We start from the raw sequence: 15721 nt of genomic DNA, 5'->3' as shown, positions 1-15721 counted from the left end.
CAAATTTTTTAATAATTGGAAATCATAGATTTAAGGCTATCAAATGTACGTGTTTTTTGCGAGAATTTATCTATAAAACTGCAAAATTTAAGATCCAAAATTTATCTTTTTTGATCTTTATAAAAGCATACCGTCATACTTTTTATTTTATAAAATGTGATTTACTGGCATTCAATATATTTTTAATCATCGTTTTGAACAATCTGTATATCGATAAATCCAATTTAAAAGGGTATAAATCCGAACTTAATCTGTTATCTTTGCAGTCTGAAATCAGTTTAAATAAAGACAATACCTTAAATTGATTTCATTCATAGAAAACAGCACATCAAAATGAAATTAGACAGAAAAGAAATTCTTAAAGCTCTAGAAACAATCACTATAGCTGGCGAAGGGAAAAATATGGTAGAAAGCGGCGCCGTTGCTAATGTTATTACTTTTGGCGATGAAGTTGTAGTAGATTTAATACTGCACACTCCTGCAATGCATATCAAGAAAAGAGCTGAAGACGATATCAAAAAAACAATTCACGAATTGGTATCGCCAGAAGCAAAAATTAAAGTAAATATTAAAGTTGAAACTCCTGAGAAAAACGAAATTAAAGGTCGTGCTATTCCTGGAATTAAAAATATTATTGCCGTTGCTTCTGGAAAAGGAGGTGTCGGAAAATCTACTGTTACCGCTAATCTAGCCGTAACTCTGGCAAAAATGGGATTTAAGGTTGGAGTTCTTGATGCTGATATTTACGGTCCTTCTATGCCGATTATGTTTGATGTAGAGAACGAAAAGCCAGTTTCTATTACTGTTGACGGAAAATCAAAAATGAAACCTATTGAAAGTTACGAAATCAAGATGCTTTCTATTGGTTTCTTTACAGCACCAAGTCAAGCTGTAATCTGGAGAGGTCCAATGGCTGCAAAAGCCTTAAATCAAATGATTTTTGATGCAGACTGGGGAGAATTAGACTTTATGCTTCTGGATTTACCTCCAGGAACCGGAGATATTCACCTTTCTATTATGCAGTCACTGCCTATAACAGGAGCTGTTGTAGTAAGTACGCCGCAAGCTGTTGCTCTTGCCGATGCAAAAAAAGGAGTTGCTATGTTTATGCAGGATAACATTAATGTGCCTGTTTTAGGAATTATAGAAAACATGGCATACTTTACACCTGAAGAATTACCAGAAAACAAATATTATATTTTTGGACAAGAAGGTGCAAAAAATCTTGCAGAAGATTTGGGTGTTCCTTTCTTAGGAGAAGTGCCAATTGTACAATCTATTCGTGAAGCTGGAGATTATGGTCGTCCGGCAGCTCTTCAAACAGCTTCTCCAATTGAAGCTATTTTTGAAGGAATCACAAGAAATGTAGTGCAGGAAGTAGTAAGCAGAAACGAAAGTCTGCCTGAAACCGAAGCTATTAAAATTACAACAATGGCTGGATGTTCAGCAGTAAAAAAGAATTAATATAATAAGATAAGGAGATAATTAGAAAATGAGATGATTGTTAATTTTGATAATTATCTCATTCCCTAATTGACAAATTTTCTAATTGATAAAATTATGACAACAGAAGAATTAACAAGCAATGTATTATTAGCTCTTGATGAAATCAGACCGTTTTTAAAATCTGATGGAGGAGATATAACACTTATTTCTATAGATGATGACAAACACGTTAAAGTTCGTCTAGAAGGAGCATGCATTAGCTGCAGCGTAAATCAGATGACACTGAAAGCCGGAGTTGAAACAACAATAAAAAAATATGCACCGCAGATAGAAACGGTGGTTAACATAATGTAATATTGGAGATAATAGCAAAACTTTTTAGTACGAAAAGTTGTAAAATTATCAATAATAACATCATATTCTATTCTTTTTTTAAAGATGCGACAAAAAACACCATAAAAAATTGAGATTTTGAGTTAAGCCTGTTTTACAATTTTAAATTAAATTTGCCGGCATAACCCTAAATCTTAAATTTTATGAAAAAATTTTACACGTTGCTTTTATCTATTTTTCTTGTCTCTGTCAGCTATGGACAAAGTAAAACTTTTATTGTTGATAAAGCTTGGGTAAATGAAGCAGAAGAATGGGCAGACTTTGCATACGCCGGAAAGATTGTATTTTCTGTTAATCCAAACGATGAACCAGGAAGCTTAAGAATTGGAAATTATGATTTTTTGTATGATTTTGTAGAAGGAAGAGGGAAATTATCAAACAAGGCTGTTTACAGTACAGCTGCATTTTCTCATCCTAAAAAAATTACAGAAGCAACTGATAAGCAGGGCATATTAAACTCGACTTATGAGGGAACATTAATTTTCCAATCAGATAAAGATTATTATTCTGTAGTTGCTGTAGTAACTATTATGGAAAAAGATGATAATATTCTTGGTGTTCAAATGCGCCTTAAAGAAAACAAAAGAAGGGAATTTGCTTTTAGCACAAAACCAAATAGTTAATATACATTAGGATTTTCTCACGTTATAAAATCCAGTCAATAAATTCCAAATATAAAAATGGATGTATTAATAAAGATTAAAGATCGAGAAGGAGTTATACATGAATTACAAGCTCCAACTGATATGGCAATGAACATAATGGAGTTATGCAAAGCATACGAGCTTCCTGTTGAAGGAACCTGCGGAGGAATGGCCATGTGTGCTTCCTGTCAATGTTATGTTCTAAACGATGTGGCATTACCAGAAATGGGAGACGAGGAAGAAGCCATGCTTTCTGAAGCGTTTTATGTTAAATCTAATAGTCGTTTAGGCTGTCAGATCCCTATTACTACAGAATTGGAAGGACTGGAGTTAGAACTGGCTCCTGAATATTAAAAATAATTAAAAAGGCGGGAATTTGATTCTCGCCTTTTTATTTTCTAAGATACTTCTTTTTAAATTTCGTACTCGATTTCTCCAATATACAATAGATTGTCAATTGACACCGGGCTTTTAATTAACTCTTTTGTTATAAAAACAACCGTATTAATTTGAGATAAATCGTAGTCTAGATCTTCTAGCCTTTCTTTGGCTATTTTAATCCATTGGGGTGAATAAGAATAGATTTTGAATTTTTCTTCAAACGAAATCGCTTCATTTGCAAATCCGCTTTCCATAAAATCATGATCTAAAAAATGTTTCCCTTGCGATCTTGCAAATTCAGAAATGTATTTTTCATCGTCTTCTTCATCTTCTAGATAATAATCTTCACTTTCACCAACAAAATCAAAATACTGCTCTTCGGTCTTAAAGTTCCCAAACCAAAAATGACTGGTTTCTTTTCTCATAATTTTAATCTCTTTAATAATTTTGATTTTATGTTAATGCAAAGTACAATTTATATTCCTTTCAAAATCAAAAAAACCGCAATTACATCACTGCAATTACTGTTTTTCTTTATAACAATTATGAAATTTTAATAATTACAAAAGCATCAATCATTTTTGATTCAAAATAAAATTTCTTAAGATTATTAAATTCTTCCTCCAAAAATTTAAAACGATCAGAAAGTACCAATTTGTAAATATTTTCAATCATGATGTCATAATGATAATATTTGATAAGTTCATTAAACTCAATTGGCTCTAGTAATTCATATATTCTTTGTACCTCTTCTTTATCTATATAATGAAATCGCACAAATTGCGATTCATTTTCGATTTCAATTCCCGAATAAAACAGCTCAGAAACTTCAACATTAATTTTGTCTTTTAAATACTCTTTTAAAAGATAATTCAACGTTTCATAACCCCTTGTAAAACTATAAAAACTGTAATTATCTTTATTTTTATTAGGATAACAATTGATAACTTTTATTGAATCTTCAATTAGCTCTTGCATTATATTTTCTGGTATTCCCTCTGGATTTTTCTGAATCATCCTTAAATGCAACTTTAGAGTTTCGGTATCTAAAATCTTATCGAAGTCTATTGCATAATAAAGATTTGATTTTGCCTTTTCAAGAACAAAATTTGCTTCGTATGAAATTGCGAATAATCGTAGATCTAATCCCATAATTCGAATGTTTTGATTGAAATAAATATATATATCATTAGGCTTTTACAAAATATCATCAACTCTAAAAAACCATAAAACTAAAAAACAAGACATTGATAAAATCGAAAAAACCGTAATTACATCACTGCAATTACGGTTTTTTCTTTATAACAATTTTCTTTAATTTTTCAAATTAAACCAAACCAGCCTGAATCAAATATTCAGCGATTTGAATCGTGTTTGTAGCAGCGCCTTTTCTTAAGTTATCTGCAACAATCCACATGTTTAGTGTATTTTCCTGGCTTTCGTCACGACGAATTCTTCCAACAAAAACATCATTTTTACCTTCAGCGTATAATGGCATTGGGTACGTAAAGGTGTCTAAATTATCTTGTACCGTTACTCCGTCTGTATTATGAAGAATTTCGCGAACTTCGTTTACATCAAAATCATTTGTAAATTCTACGTTTACTGCCTCGCTGTGTCCGCCAACAACTGGTACACGAACTGCTGTCGCTGTTACTCTAATGGTATTATCGCCAAGAATTTTTTGAGTTTCACGAACCAGTTTCATTTCTTCTTTAGTGTATCCGTTTTCCTCAAAACTGTCGCAGTGTGGAATTGCATTTCTGTGAATTGGATACTTGTAAGCCATCTCACCCTGAATTCCTGCGTATTCGTTTTCTAATTGTTTTACCGCTTTTACACCAGTTCCTGTGATCGATTGGTAAGTAGAAACAATGATTCTTTTAATGTTGTATTTTTTATGCAGAGGAGCCAAAGCCAAAACCATCTGAATTGTAGAACAGTTTGGGTTTGCAATAATTTTATCTTCTTTTGTTAAAGATGAAGCATTGATTTCCGGAACTACAAGTTTCTTTGTAGGATCCATTCTCCATGCAGATGAATTATCAATAACGGTTGTTCCGGCAGCTGCAAATTTTGGCGCCCATTCTAAAGATGTATCACCTCCTGCAGAAAAAACCGCAATATCAGCTTTTAAGTCAACTGCTGTTTGTAAACCTACTACTTTATATTTTGTTCCTTTATATTCAATTTCTTTTCCTACTGATCTTTCAGATGCAACGGGAATTAATTCTGTAACAGGAAAATTTCTTTCTGCTAAAACTTTAAGCATTACCTCGCCTACCATTCCGGTAGCACCTACAACTGCTATTCTCATTTTTATATTTTTAATATCATTAATCTTAATCTACTCTGCAAAAGTAGCCATAATAAAAAACAAAACAAGGGGCTTCACAAAAAATAACAAAATGTTACAAATCAAACAATGTGTAAAATTATCTAAGTACAAATAATTTTAAATGCTATCAGGCCAATTTGTCTCCAATTCATCTTTTGCACAACCTGCAATAAACTCATCGAAATGATTCAAAAAGCCACTTTCCAACATTTTTTTTCCTTTCTGATCTCCAAAATAAAATCCGATATCTATAATTTTTTGAAGTGCCATTAGTAAATCACTATCCTTGGTTTTGTCTTCTGAGTATTTCAATTTTGAGATTTCAATAATTTCACAGATCAGAGCCTCTTTTGATTTCAGATCTAATTCTTCTATAAGCCCCGTATTCTGAAAAATAATATCAAAAATCAAGTAATACAAAGTTTCTATCTCCAGATTACCTGATTTACGATACAATGGCGTAAGTTTTGCCAGTATTTTAATCAGGGCAAGACTTATTATCTGCTCTTCTTCTCCTTCAAAATCATAAACAGCCATCAAAAAGCCCAGTATAGCGTTCACTCCTTTTAAATCTTTATTATTCAAATTAAACAGCAACAGATCTGAAATAGCAACTCCCTTTTCTTTCTTTAACGTTTTAAGCTTTGCTTCAATTTGTTTAGTTGTATCCATAGAATATGAACCGCTCCTAAAAAGCTTCTGAACTCGCTCATTTAAAACCTGTATTTTCATATTCTTACAATCTTTAGTATTAGATTAAAAAAAAACCGCCTCAATCAAGAAGCGGTTAAGTTAGACTTAGTGCAGCGGTATATATTATTTATTGTTTATTCTTTAAAAGATCTCTAATCTGAATAAGCAGTTCTTCCTGAGTTGGTCCTGCTGGTGCAGTTGGTGCCGGCTCTTCTTTCTTTTTAAGGTTATTTATTCCTTTTATGATTAAAAATAAAACAAAAGCAACAATTATAAAGTTAATTACTGCCGAAATAAACAAGCCGTATTTTACACCACCAAAAGCAGTCAATTCTTCGATAGTAGATAAATGTGCGGCATCTAAGGCCGGCTTCAAGATCAATGGCGTTATTACATTTTCAATTAATGAGCTTACTATTTTGCCAAAAGCCGCTCCAATAATTACACCGACAGCCAAATCGACTACGTTGCCTTTCATTGCAAATTCCTTAAATTCCGAAATTATACTCATAATTGTTAGTTTTAGATTTTAATAAATGAAGATCGAAAATAAGCAATTTTCCCGAAAGTACCTTACACTATCTAAAAAATACTCGTTTCACGCGCTGCGAAATACTCGTCATAATCTCATACGGAATAGTCTTTAAAGCTTCGGCCATTTCGATAACTGTTGGGCTTTCGCCGAAAATTATTACGGAGTCGCCTTCTTTACAATCAATATGACTTACATTCACCATCAGCATATCCATACAGACACTGCCGACAATTTTTGCTTTTTGATTTTTAATGACTACGAAACCTGCTTCATTTCCCCATAATCTCGAAATTCCGTCTGCATAACCAATTGGTATTGTTGCAATTTTTGTTTCTTTCTCAGCCATAAAACGACGTCCGTAACCTACGCTGTCGCCCGCGGGAATAGTGCGCACCTGCGAAATAATCGATTTTAAAGTGCCTACATTCTCAAGATATTTTTGTTCTGCCGGATCATTAGAAACTCCGTATAAACCAATTCCCAAACGCACCATATTATATTGCGCATCAGGAAAATTACTGATTCCAGACGTATTTAAAATATGACGAATCGGATTTATATTCAATTCTGACATTAATTTTGATGACAATTTCTCAAATAAATCGATTTGTTGATTTACAAAATCAAAATGCTGCAGATCATCGCTTGTTGCCAAATGTGACAATATACTTTGAACACGAACGGTCGAATTTCCTTTTAAAGTCACGATTAATTCATCGATTGTGTTGTCTTCAAAACCTAAACGATGCATTCCGGTATCTATTTTGATATGAATCGGAAAATCTTTTAAATTCTTCTCTCTGGCAATCTTTAAAAAGGCATTTAATCCTTTTAAACTATAAATTTCAGGTTCTAATTGATACTGAATAATCGAAGGAAAACTGGTAGACTCTGGATTTAGCACCATAATTGGCAGCGTGATGCCTCCGTTTTTTAGTGAAATTCCTTCATCGGCGAAAGCCACACCCAAATAATTGACTTTATGATGCTCGAGTAATTTTGCGATTTCTAAACCGCCGTTTCCGTAACCAAAAGCTTTTACCATAACCATCATTTTAACATCTGGTTTAAGCTTAGATTTAAAGTAATTAAAATTATGCGTAATAGCATCCAAATTAATTTCGAGAACTGTTTCGTGTGTTTTCTCTTCAAGAAGCGAAACAATTTCTTCAAACTGAAAAGAACGTGCTCCTTTTATTAAAATTGTTTCGTTATTGAAATTAAGATTTTCTATTTCATTAATAAAATCGGCCGTGTTTTGAAACATTCGGCTGTTGGCAAATTTAGACGCAAAAGAAGAAATTGTGGATCCAATACCAATTACACGATTTACTTTATTGTCTGAAATCAGCTGGGCCACTTTTGAGTACAATTCTTCTTTAGAAAAGCCGCTCTGAAAAATATCAGATAAAATAACTGTTTTGGATGCGTTTTTCTTTTGACTTTCCAGAAAATCCAAAGCGATTTTGAGCGATTGAAAATCAGAACTGTAACTGTCATCTATGATACTGCAATTGTTAATTCCGTTTTTCACTTCAAGACGCATTCGAACGGGATAAAGCATCGCAATTCGACTTTGAATAACTTCTTGATTATAATTAAAATACAACAAAACTAACAAGCAGGAAATAGCATTTTCTACAGAAGCCGAATCGCTAAACGGAATTTCTAAACTAAAATTTTCTCCTTTATATTGATATTGAATGTGAGTATGCTCGTTTTTACTTTCTTTTTTCAGAATAAAAACATCGGCGCTGTTATCTGTAAAACTCCAAGAAAACAGCTTTCGCGGATGCATCATATATTCTGCAGCAAACTGGGTCAAACAAGAGTCGACAACTTCAGTTTTTTGATAGATAATTACCGGACAATCTTTAAACAAAATCAATTTTTCATCGATCTTCTGGACTAAATTTAAAAAGCCCTCATCGTGTGCAGAACCAATGTTCGTTAAAACACCAATAGTCGGCTTGATGATTTTCTCCAGATTAGCCATTTCGTTAACGGTCGAAATTCCGGCTTCAAATATTCCTAAATTGTGTTTCTCGTTAATCGCAATAACAGACAGCGGCACACCAACCTGCGAGTTGTAACTTTTTGGACTTCTGATGATATTATAATCTGGGCTCAATAAGAAATTAAGCCATTCTTTTACAATTGTTTTTCCGTTGCTTCCCGTTAATCCAATAATCGGAATCTGGAATAAATTCCTGTAATAAGCCGCCAATTCCTGGAGTGCTTTTAGGGTGTTTTTTACAATAAAAAAATTGGCTTTGCCTTTAACATTTTCCGGAATATACTGCACGACAAAATTCTGAACTCCTTTTTCTATTAGTTCAGCTATATACAAATGAGCATCATTATTAACACCAGAAAGGGCAATAAACAATGTTTGAGGTCCGTTTTGTAAAGATCGGCTGTCAATCGAAATGTGATCAACAAAAATATCGATATCTGAGCCATTCCATTCGGCATCAAGAACCGAAACAAGGCTTTTTAAATTTATGCTCATTTATAAAGTTTCTTTTTGTCAAAATTAATGAAATTCACGCCTAAAAATTATATTTACTTATATTTGTTGAAACCACAAATCTTGTTGCTTTGAAAAAAATCCTCCCTTTATTCTCCTATATCCTGCATCCGATATTTATATCGATCTATGCCACTTTATTTTACCTTTTTTGCAAAAAAGATCTTTTTTCTAATCAGGAAAAGTACTTTGTTTTGTTTCAGATTTTGATCATTACAATTGCGGTTCCAATTTTGTTTTTTCTGTTGCTTCGCTCAACGGGACATGTAAAATCTATTATGCTTCCTGAAACTGCCGAGCGCAGGATTCCGCTTGTTCTACAGTGTTTTTTGTATATTTTATTGGTAAAAAGAAGCATTGTTATTCTTCGTTATCCAGAGCTGCATTTCTTTTTTCTGGGTGCTTTGTTCAGTACTATTATAGCTTTAATCTGTTCTCTTTTTAAGATTAAAGCCAGTTTGCATATGCTTGCTGTTAGCAGTCTGACTATTTTTGTAATCGGACTTAACATTCATCTGCAGATGCAAAATCCGTATTGGTCTGCGTTTTTGGTTTTAATGACTGGTATTACTGCATCATCACGATTAGAAATGAGAGCACATACTCCAAAAGAGATTTTCCTCGGATTGATAATTGGTGTTATGCCACAGGTTTTGTTTTTGTTTTTGTGGTTATAAGATATAGAAAATCAGCCCGGCATTAAGCGATTTTATATTAACATTATCTCCTGCAACAGTTTTTGCAGACTTAAATAAAGGATTTAAGCCGTAATACAAATAAAGATTCCAGGTATTATAACCTGTAGAAAGATAAACTCCGTACTGAAGTTTATTGATGTCTGGATTGTTGTTAATTCTGTATGTATTTTCTCCATCGTCCAGAATAGAACTGCTCGAAAATATATAACTGAATTTCATTCCGCCATAAATCCTCCAGAATTTAGTACTCTCAAAAGTCGAATTTCTCCATCTAAATTCTACCGGCATCTCAACTGCATACTGTCTGTATCGGTTAGAGACAAATTCTCCATAATCATTTACACCGTAAACCCGTGCACCATCCGCATCTTTAGAAATGGTAAGATTTTGAAAATAATTCTGATAACTCAACCCTAATCCTGTAGCAAAAGCTACTGTTCTGCTTTTATTTAAAGGTATATCCCGAAGAAAACCACCAGAAAGTCCAAGCGAAAATTTATTCTGCCTGAATTTTACAGGAACATCTGTAAACATATTATAGGTTACCGAAAAGTAAAACTGATCTTCGCGATACAAAGAATCGATTTTTACCAACGGCTTAATTTCAGGTTTAACTTCTTCCTGTGCAGACATATTGAAAAACGTTACTAAAAATAAGCAGCTAAAAATGAATCGCATATTGTCTTTTGTTTTTTTGAAGGTTATCAGGTAAACGTTTTTTGGAGTTAATTTATTTTACTTACAAATATAATATAATGCTGCCTCAGGATACGATTAGAAAACAAATATTCTCTTTTTTACCCGGATTAAAATGATTTACTGCATTATTTTCAACAAACCAGCGCCAGAGATCTAAAAAATAAATCAATTTTCAGGAGATCTTTTATACCTTTGCTGGAAATGAAGAAAAAACAGCTCATACTAAGTTTCTCTTTTGCTGTAATAGTATTGTTTTCAATGCTGTTTCAGTCCATACACAGTTATGAGCATATTGTAAAACAGCTTTCAGAAAAACAATGCCATCATGATTACAATGATCCTAATGGCGAAATAACGCATCAGCATCATAATTTTGATTTATGTTACGTCTGCGATTTTGTTTTCGGAAGCTTTATAATTCCTGATAATTTTTCATTTCACTTTCAAACTTTTCAGGGAGAAACTCCTTATTTTTTTACTGCCGAAGAAAATATATTTACATTTTCCGGAAGCTCTTATTTATTACGCGGTCCTCCCGCAACTTTAGTTTCTTAATTTTTCGAATAATCGAATTCAAAAAAAACAATTGTTTCGCTTTAAATTGATTTGCAAAAATCAGTTCAATTTTCCAGTCCAAATATTCATTGGGATCGGAAAGTTTTACTGTTAGTTTCATTTTATTTTAAAAAGAAAATCCATTAACTATAGCATCATTTTCAAATGAAAAAAATAATAATTGCCCTTATTTTAGGGTTTTCCAGCATTCTTTCTGCTCAAAATTCTGTTTCGGGAACTGTAACCGATTCTCAAAACCAGCCAATGCCGGGAGTTTCTGTTTATGCACCAGAATTGCATAAAGGAACTACTACAGATACAAATGGGAAATATCAATTTAGCAATCTTCCAAACGGAAGTTTACACCTTTCTTTTGCCTTTATAGGATATACAACGCAAAACAACACAATTGCTAAATTATTAAAAGAAAATACTTTAGACATCACTTTAGCAGAATCTATTCTAGAAATGGATGAAGTAATTGTGTCAACTCCTTTTAACAAACTGCAATCGCAAAACGTAATGAAAGTAGAACACGAAAGCATTAAAACCTTACAGCAAAAGGGAACTTCAACCTTAATAGAAGGTTTGGCCACAATTCCTGGAGTGTCTCAGATTTCTACAGGAACTTCTATAGGAAAACCGGTTATTCGAGGACTTAGCGGTAATCGTGTTTTGGTTTATTCGCAAGGCGTTCGTATCGAGAATCAGCAGTTTGGAGACGAACACGGTCTGGGTTTAAACGATGCCGGAATCGAAAGTGTCGAAGTTATAAAAGGTCCCGCTTCTCTATTATATGGATCTGATGCTTTGGGAGGTGTTTTATATTTTAATCCTGAAAAATTTGCTGATGCTAATACCTTCAAAGCCAATTTCAGTCAAAAATATTTCACAAACACACAAGGAAGCAATTCTTCTATCGGCTTAAAAACTTCTACAGATAATTGGAAATTTCTGGCCAGAGGAAGTTTTAACACCCATTCTGATTATAAAATTGCAGATGGTGACCGTGTAACCAATTCACGTTATAACGAAACTGATTTTAAAACCGGAATCGGATACAGCAATTCGAGTTTTTCAAGTGTTTTGAGATACAACTATAACAAACTTGATATTGGTATTCCAGAAGACGGAATCGCCGAACAGTCTTCAAGCAAAGACACACAATTTCCGAGACAAGGCATCTTTAATCATTTATTGAGTTTAAACAATGTCATCTTTTTTGAAAACTCAAAATTAGATGTTGATCTGGGTTATATTTCAAATGACAGAAGCGAGTTTGAAGACAGCAATGAAGCATCTTTACGCATGAAATTAAACACTTTTAATTACAATGCTAAATATCACTTCCCTAAATTGGGTAAAATCGAAACAATTCTTGGAGTGCAGGGAATGCACCAGACCAATACCAATTCTGGAGAAGAATATTTAATTCCAGATGCAACAACAAATGATTTTGGTGTTTTTGGAACAGCAAATTACGAATGGGACAACAGTGTTGTACAAGCCGGATTACGTTTTGACAACCGAAACATTACTTCTCAGGCTCATGGAACTGAAGGTGAAGAAGGATATTTTGAAGCTTTAGACAAATCTTTTGATAGTTTTAATGCGTCGTTAGGATATAAAACAAAACTGGCAGAACCGTTAACGCTTCGATTGAATGTGGCCACAGGATTTAGAGCCCCAAATTTAGCCGAATTGACTTCAAACGGAGTTCACGAAGGAACGAATCGATACGAAATTGGAAATTCAAATTTAAAAACAGAACAAAATGTTCAAACCGATTTGAATTTAGAATATAAAAATACCCATTTTGAATTTTTCGTAAACGGATTTTACAATCATATCAATAATTACATCTATACTTCTCCAACTGGAGATGTTCTGGATGATAACGATGTTTTTGCTTACGTTCAGGACAATGCAAAATTATATGGAGGAGAAATTGGTCTGCATTTTCATCCTCATCCGTTAGATTGGCTGCATTTTGAAACTAGTTTTGAAACTGTAACAGGTAAAAAAGACAATAATGATTATCTTCCTTTAATTCCTGCCAATAATTGGAACAATACGCTTAGAACAGAATTTAACATCAAAAACTGGCTTAGCGAAGGTTTTGCATCTCTAAATGTTTCTTCTACTTTCAGTCAGGATAATGTAAGTGGTTTTGAAACTGCTTCTAAAGGTTATACTTTGGTAAATTTAGGTTTTGGAGGAACTGTTAAACTAGGAAAAACTGCTTTTGACGTGAATTTAAACGGAAACAATTTATTCGATAAAAGTTATATCGCACATCTTTCAAGATTAAAAACAGACGGAATTCCAAATATTGGAAGAAATATCGTTTTAGGTGTAAATTTTAATCTTTAGTCTTTAACCGCAAAGAACGCTAAGATTTACGCAAGGAACGCTAACTTATTTCACGCAAAGCCGCAAGGGCGCAAAGTTTATTTTCTTTTCGACTCTGCGGCTTTGCGAGATTTAAATAAAAAACTTTGCGAACCTTGTGAAAAACACTTTGCGCGCTTTGCGGTTAAATATTTACCAATCTCACAAAAAGTGCTATTTTTGCTACAACCGTTAAACTTAAACAATGAAAAAAACATTTCTTATAATGGCAATTACAACTGCAGGAATTTCATTTGGTCAGAACAAAATTCAGTATCCTGAAACTAAAAAAGGCGAAACTGTAGATGTTTATTTTGATACAAAAGTAAGCGATCCTTACCGCTGGCTTGAAGACGATAAATCTGCTGAAACCGGAGCTTGGGTAAAAGCTCAAAACGAAGTAACTTATGGTTATTTAGATAAAATTCCGTTTCGCGAAGAACTTAAAAAGCGAATGGAAAAGCTCTGGAATTTTGAGAAAATAAGTGCGCCTTTTATAGAAGGAAAACACACGTATTACTCTAAAAATAATGGTCTGCAAAATCAATCTGTTATCTACAGAAAAGGAGATAATGGCAAAGACGAAGTTTTTTTAGATCCAAACACCTTCTCAAAAGATGGAACAACTTCTCTTGGAGGTTTGGATTTTTCTAAAGACGGAACAAAAGCTGCCTACGCTATTTCTGAAGGAGGAAGCGATTGGAGAAAAGTTATTATTATTGATGCTTTGTCTAAAAAAGTTTTAGAAGATACTTTGGTTGATGTAAAATTCAGCGGTGTATCCTGGCTGGGCAACGAAGGCTTTTATTACTCAAGCTACGAAAAACCAAAAGGAAGTGAATTGTCTGCAAAAACAGATCAGCATAAATTGTATTTCCACAAATTAGGAACTTCACAAAAACAAGATAAAGTAATTTTTGGAGCAGAAGAAAAAAGAAGATATGTTGGCGGTTACGTTACAGAAGATGATCATTATCTGGTAATCTCTGCTGCAAATTCTACTTACGGAAACGAATTGTACATTAAAGACTTGACAAAACCAAACAGTCCGATTGTAACTATTGTGGACAACTTTAATAGTGAAAACAACATTATCGAAAACGAAGGAAGCAAATTATTTATTGATACTGATTTGAATGCTCCTAATAAACGTGTCGTAACAGTTGATGTAAGTGCTCCGAAACCAGAAAACTGGAAGGATTTTATTAAAGAAACCGAAAATGTTTTAGCTCCTTCTACGGGTGGAGGTTATTTCTTTGCCAATTATGTAAAAGATGCGGTTTCGCTGGTAAAACAATATGATTACAGCGGAAAATTAGTTCGCGAAATTAAACTTCCTTCTGTTGGAACTGCAGCCGGATTTGGAGGCAAAAAGAAAGAAAAAACAATTTATTACAGTTTTACAAATTACACTACTCCGGGAACTATTTTTTCTTTTGATCCAAAATCTGGAAAATCTGAAATATACCAAAAACCTAAAGTAGATTTTAAAAGTGAAGATTACGAGTCTAAACAAATTTTTTACACTTCTAAAGACGGAACTAAAATCCCGATGATCATTACTTATAAAAAAGGATTGAAATTAGACGGTAAAAATCCAACCATTTTATACGGTTACGGAGGATTTAATATCAGTCTGACACCAAGTTTCAGTATTGCCAATGCTGTTTGGTTAGAAAACGGAGGTGTTTATGCTGTAGCAAACTTAAGAGGCGGCGGTGAATACGGGAAAAAATGGCATGATGCGGGTACAAAACTGCAAAAACAAAATGTATTTGACGATTTTATAGCTGCAGGCGAATATTTAATTGCTCAAAAATACACTTCTTCAGATTTCTTAGCAATTCGCGGAGGTTCAAACGGAGGTTTACTAGTTGGGGCAACAATGACACAGCGCCCAGATTTAATGAAAGTAGCGCTTCCGGCAGTTGGAGTTATGGATATGTTACGCTACAATGCTTTTACAGCTGGTGCAGGATGGGCTTTTGATTACGGAACTGCACAAGACAGTAAAGAAATGTTTGAATATTTAAAAGGATATTCTCCTGTTCAAAACGTTAAAAAAGGAACTAAATATCCTGCAACTATGGTTACAACTGGCGATCATGATGATCGTGTTGTTCCGGCACACAGTTTTAAATTTGCTTCAGAATTACAAGAAAAACAAGCAGGAGAGAATCCGGTTTTAATTCGTATTGACGTAAAAGCAGGTCATGGAGCAGGAAAATCTGTTGCTGCAAGCATTCAGGAAAATGTAGATATTCAAGCTTTCACACTTTATAATATGGGTTTTAAAGCTTTGCCTAAAAAGTAAGACTAACGCTTAAATTTTTTTAGCCACGAATTACACGAATTTACACCAATTAAATTCGTGAATTCGTGGCTTATTTTTTTAAGCCAATTGAAAATAAGCAATTC

General features: G+C 33.5%; 15 protein-coding genes. 8 read left to right on the top strand and 7 right to left on the bottom strand.

All coding sequences use genetic code 11. The annotated features are described in order from the left end of the window. Window positions 1–333: 333 nt before the first annotated feature. The 4 genes from B0A68_RS16515 (at window position 334) to B0A68_RS16500 (ending at window position 2837) form a co-directional block, all read left to right on the top strand. Window positions 334–1464 (top strand): Mrp/NBP35 family ATP-binding protein, encoded by a 1131-nt coding sequence (locus tag B0A68_RS16515; RefSeq protein ID WP_035686465.1) that lies wholly within the window; start codon window positions 334–336, stop codon window positions 1462–1464. A gap of 96 nt (window positions 1465–1560) precedes the next feature. Further along, window positions 1561–1800 (top strand): NifU family protein, encoded by a 240-nt coding sequence (locus B0A68_RS16510; protein ID WP_035686467.1) that lies wholly within the window; start codon window positions 1561–1563, stop codon window positions 1798–1800. A gap of 182 nt (window positions 1801–1982) precedes the next feature. Continuing rightward, the gene (locus tag B0A68_RS16505; protein WP_035686469.1) at window positions 1983–2462 is read left to right on the top strand and encodes a hypothetical protein; all 480 of its coding nucleotides are present in this window, start codon (window positions 1983–1985) and stop codon (window positions 2460–2462) included. Between the two features lie 57 nt (window positions 2463–2519). Further along, window positions 2520–2837: a 2Fe-2S iron-sulfur cluster-binding family protein gene (locus B0A68_RS16500; RefSeq protein ID WP_026982672.1), complete on the top strand. Its 318-nt coding sequence runs from the start codon at window positions 2520–2522 to the stop codon at window positions 2835–2837. 59 nt (window positions 2838–2896) lie between these two features. Here the strand turns inward: B0A68_RS16500 and B0A68_RS16495 are convergent, their stop codons facing one another. The 6 genes from B0A68_RS16495 to B0A68_RS16470 all read right to left on the bottom strand — a co-directional run bounded on the left by B0A68_RS16495 (window position 2897) and on the right by B0A68_RS16470 (window position 8942). Continuing rightward, entirely contained in the window at window positions 2897–3289 is a 393-nt protein-coding gene (locus tag B0A68_RS16495; protein ID WP_035686470.1) for an immunity 22 family protein, read from the bottom strand. Window positions 3290–3407: 118 nt separating this feature from the next. Continuing rightward, complete coding sequence (locus tag B0A68_RS16490; RefSeq protein ID WP_035686472.1) at window positions 3408–4016, bottom strand: DUF1877 family protein; 609 nt, start codon at window positions 4014–4016, stop codon at window positions 3408–3410. Window positions 4017–4191: 175 nt separating this feature from the next. Beyond that, the gene (locus tag B0A68_RS16485) at window positions 4192–5181 is read right to left on the bottom strand and encodes an aspartate-semialdehyde dehydrogenase (RefSeq protein ID WP_035686473.1); all 990 of its coding nucleotides are present in this window, start codon (window positions 5179–5181) and stop codon (window positions 4192–4194) included. Between the two features lie 138 nt (window positions 5182–5319). Further along, on the bottom strand, window positions 5320–5934 hold the full coding sequence (locus tag B0A68_RS16480; protein ID WP_035686476.1) for a hypothetical protein: 615 nt from the start codon (window positions 5932–5934) through the stop codon (window positions 5320–5322). An 88-nt stretch (window positions 5935–6022) separates the two neighbouring features. After that, on the bottom strand, window positions 6023–6406 hold the full coding sequence (mscL, locus tag B0A68_RS16475) for a large-conductance mechanosensitive channel protein MscL (RefSeq protein ID WP_035686478.1): 384 nt from the start codon (window positions 6404–6406) through the stop codon (window positions 6023–6025). A 67-nt stretch (window positions 6407–6473) separates the two neighbouring features. Continuing rightward, complete coding sequence (locus B0A68_RS16470) at window positions 6474–8942, bottom strand: bifunctional UDP-N-acetylmuramoyl-tripeptide:D-alanyl-D-alanine ligase/alanine racemase (protein ID WP_035686481.1); 2469 nt, start codon at window positions 8940–8942, stop codon at window positions 6474–6476. 89 nt (window positions 8943–9031) lie between these two features. Here B0A68_RS16470 and B0A68_RS16465 point away from each other — a divergent pair, with 89 nt between their 5' ends. Further along, window positions 9032–9637: a hypothetical protein gene (locus B0A68_RS16465; RefSeq protein WP_035686492.1), complete on the top strand. Its 606-nt coding sequence runs from the start codon at window positions 9032–9034 to the stop codon at window positions 9635–9637. Here B0A68_RS16465 and B0A68_RS16460 read toward each other — a convergent pair. Next, a complete protein-coding gene (locus tag B0A68_RS16460) occupies window positions 9632–10291 on the bottom strand; it encodes a porin family protein (RefSeq protein ID WP_316930992.1) in 660 nt (219 codons plus the stop codon). The two genes, B0A68_RS16465 and B0A68_RS16460, sit on opposite strands and share 6 nt — an antisense overlap. A 267-nt stretch (window positions 10292–10558) precedes the next feature. On the opposite strand from B0A68_RS16460, the gene B0A68_RS16455 reads away from it, so the two are divergent. From B0A68_RS16455 to B0A68_RS16445, 3 genes are all read left to right on the top strand, one after another. After that, complete coding sequence (locus tag B0A68_RS16455; protein WP_035686498.1) at window positions 10559–10912, top strand: hypothetical protein; 354 nt, start codon at window positions 10559–10561, stop codon at window positions 10910–10912. A 165-nt stretch (window positions 10913–11077) separates the two neighbouring features. Continuing rightward, window positions 11078–13285 (top strand): TonB-dependent receptor, encoded by a 2208-nt coding sequence (locus B0A68_RS16450; RefSeq protein WP_035686500.1) that lies wholly within the window; start codon window positions 11078–11080, stop codon window positions 13283–13285. Window positions 13286–13508: 223 nt separating this feature from the next. Continuing rightward, complete coding sequence (locus B0A68_RS16445; protein WP_035686502.1) at window positions 13509–15617, top strand: prolyl oligopeptidase family serine peptidase; 2109 nt, start codon at window positions 13509–13511, stop codon at window positions 15615–15617. The last annotated feature ends 104 nt before the right edge of the window (window positions 15618–15721 follow it).

The organism is Flavobacterium reichenbachii (assembly GCF_002217435.1).
In the GTDB taxonomy this organism is placed as follows: Bacteria; Bacteroidota; Bacteroidia; order Flavobacteriales; family Flavobacteriaceae; genus Flavobacterium; species Flavobacterium reichenbachii.
The sequence above is the reverse complement of the archived record's forward strand: the minus strand, read 5'-3'. Positions and strand labels throughout refer to the sequence as shown.

What these genes read in the sequence shown, in the direction of transcription:
- B0A68_RS16450 (WP_035686500.1), top strand. Translation starts at nt 11,078, where the DNA reads ATGAAAAAAATAATAATTGCCCTTATTTTAGGGTTTTCCAGCATTCTT.
- B0A68_RS16480 (WP_035686476.1), bottom strand. Translation starts at nt 5,934, where the DNA reads ATGAAAATACAGGTTTTAAATGAGCGAGTTCAGAAGCTTTTTAGGAGC.
- B0A68_RS16490 (WP_035686472.1), bottom strand. Translation starts at nt 4,016, where the DNA reads ATGGGATTAGATCTACGATTATTCGCAATTTCATACGAAGCAAATTTT.
- B0A68_RS16455 (WP_035686498.1), top strand. Translation starts at nt 10,559, where the DNA reads ATGAAGAAAAAACAGCTCATACTAAGTTTCTCTTTTGCTGTAATAGTA.
- B0A68_RS16500 (WP_026982672.1), top strand. Translation starts at nt 2,520, where the DNA reads ATGGATGTATTAATAAAGATTAAAGATCGAGAAGGAGTTATACATGAA.
- B0A68_RS16470 (WP_035686481.1), bottom strand. Translation starts at nt 8,942, where the DNA reads ATGAGCATAAATTTAAAAAGCCTTGTTTCGGTTCTTGATGCCGAATGG.
- mscL (WP_035686478.1), bottom strand. Translation starts at nt 6,406, where the DNA reads ATGAGTATAATTTCGGAATTTAAGGAATTTGCAATGAAAGGCAACGTA.
- B0A68_RS16460 (WP_316930992.1), bottom strand. Translation starts at nt 10,291, where the DNA reads ATGTCTGCACAGGAAGAAGTTAAACCTGAAATTAAGCCGTTGGTAAAA.
- B0A68_RS16510 (WP_035686467.1), top strand. Translation starts at nt 1,561, where the DNA reads ATGACAACAGAAGAATTAACAAGCAATGTATTATTAGCTCTTGATGAA.
- B0A68_RS16515 (WP_035686465.1), top strand. Translation starts at nt 334, where the DNA reads ATGAAATTAGACAGAAAAGAAATTCTTAAAGCTCTAGAAACAATCACT.
- B0A68_RS16485 (WP_035686473.1), bottom strand. Translation starts at nt 5,181, where the DNA reads ATGAGAATAGCAGTTGTAGGTGCTACCGGAATGGTAGGCGAGGTAATG.
- B0A68_RS16505 (WP_035686469.1), top strand. Translation starts at nt 1,983, where the DNA reads ATGAAAAAATTTTACACGTTGCTTTTATCTATTTTTCTTGTCTCTGTC.
- B0A68_RS16495 (WP_035686470.1), bottom strand. Translation starts at nt 3,289, where the DNA reads ATGAGAAAAGAAACCAGTCATTTTTGGTTTGGGAACTTTAAGACCGAA.
- B0A68_RS16445 (WP_035686502.1), top strand. Translation starts at nt 13,509, where the DNA reads ATGAAAAAAACATTTCTTATAATGGCAATTACAACTGCAGGAATTTCA.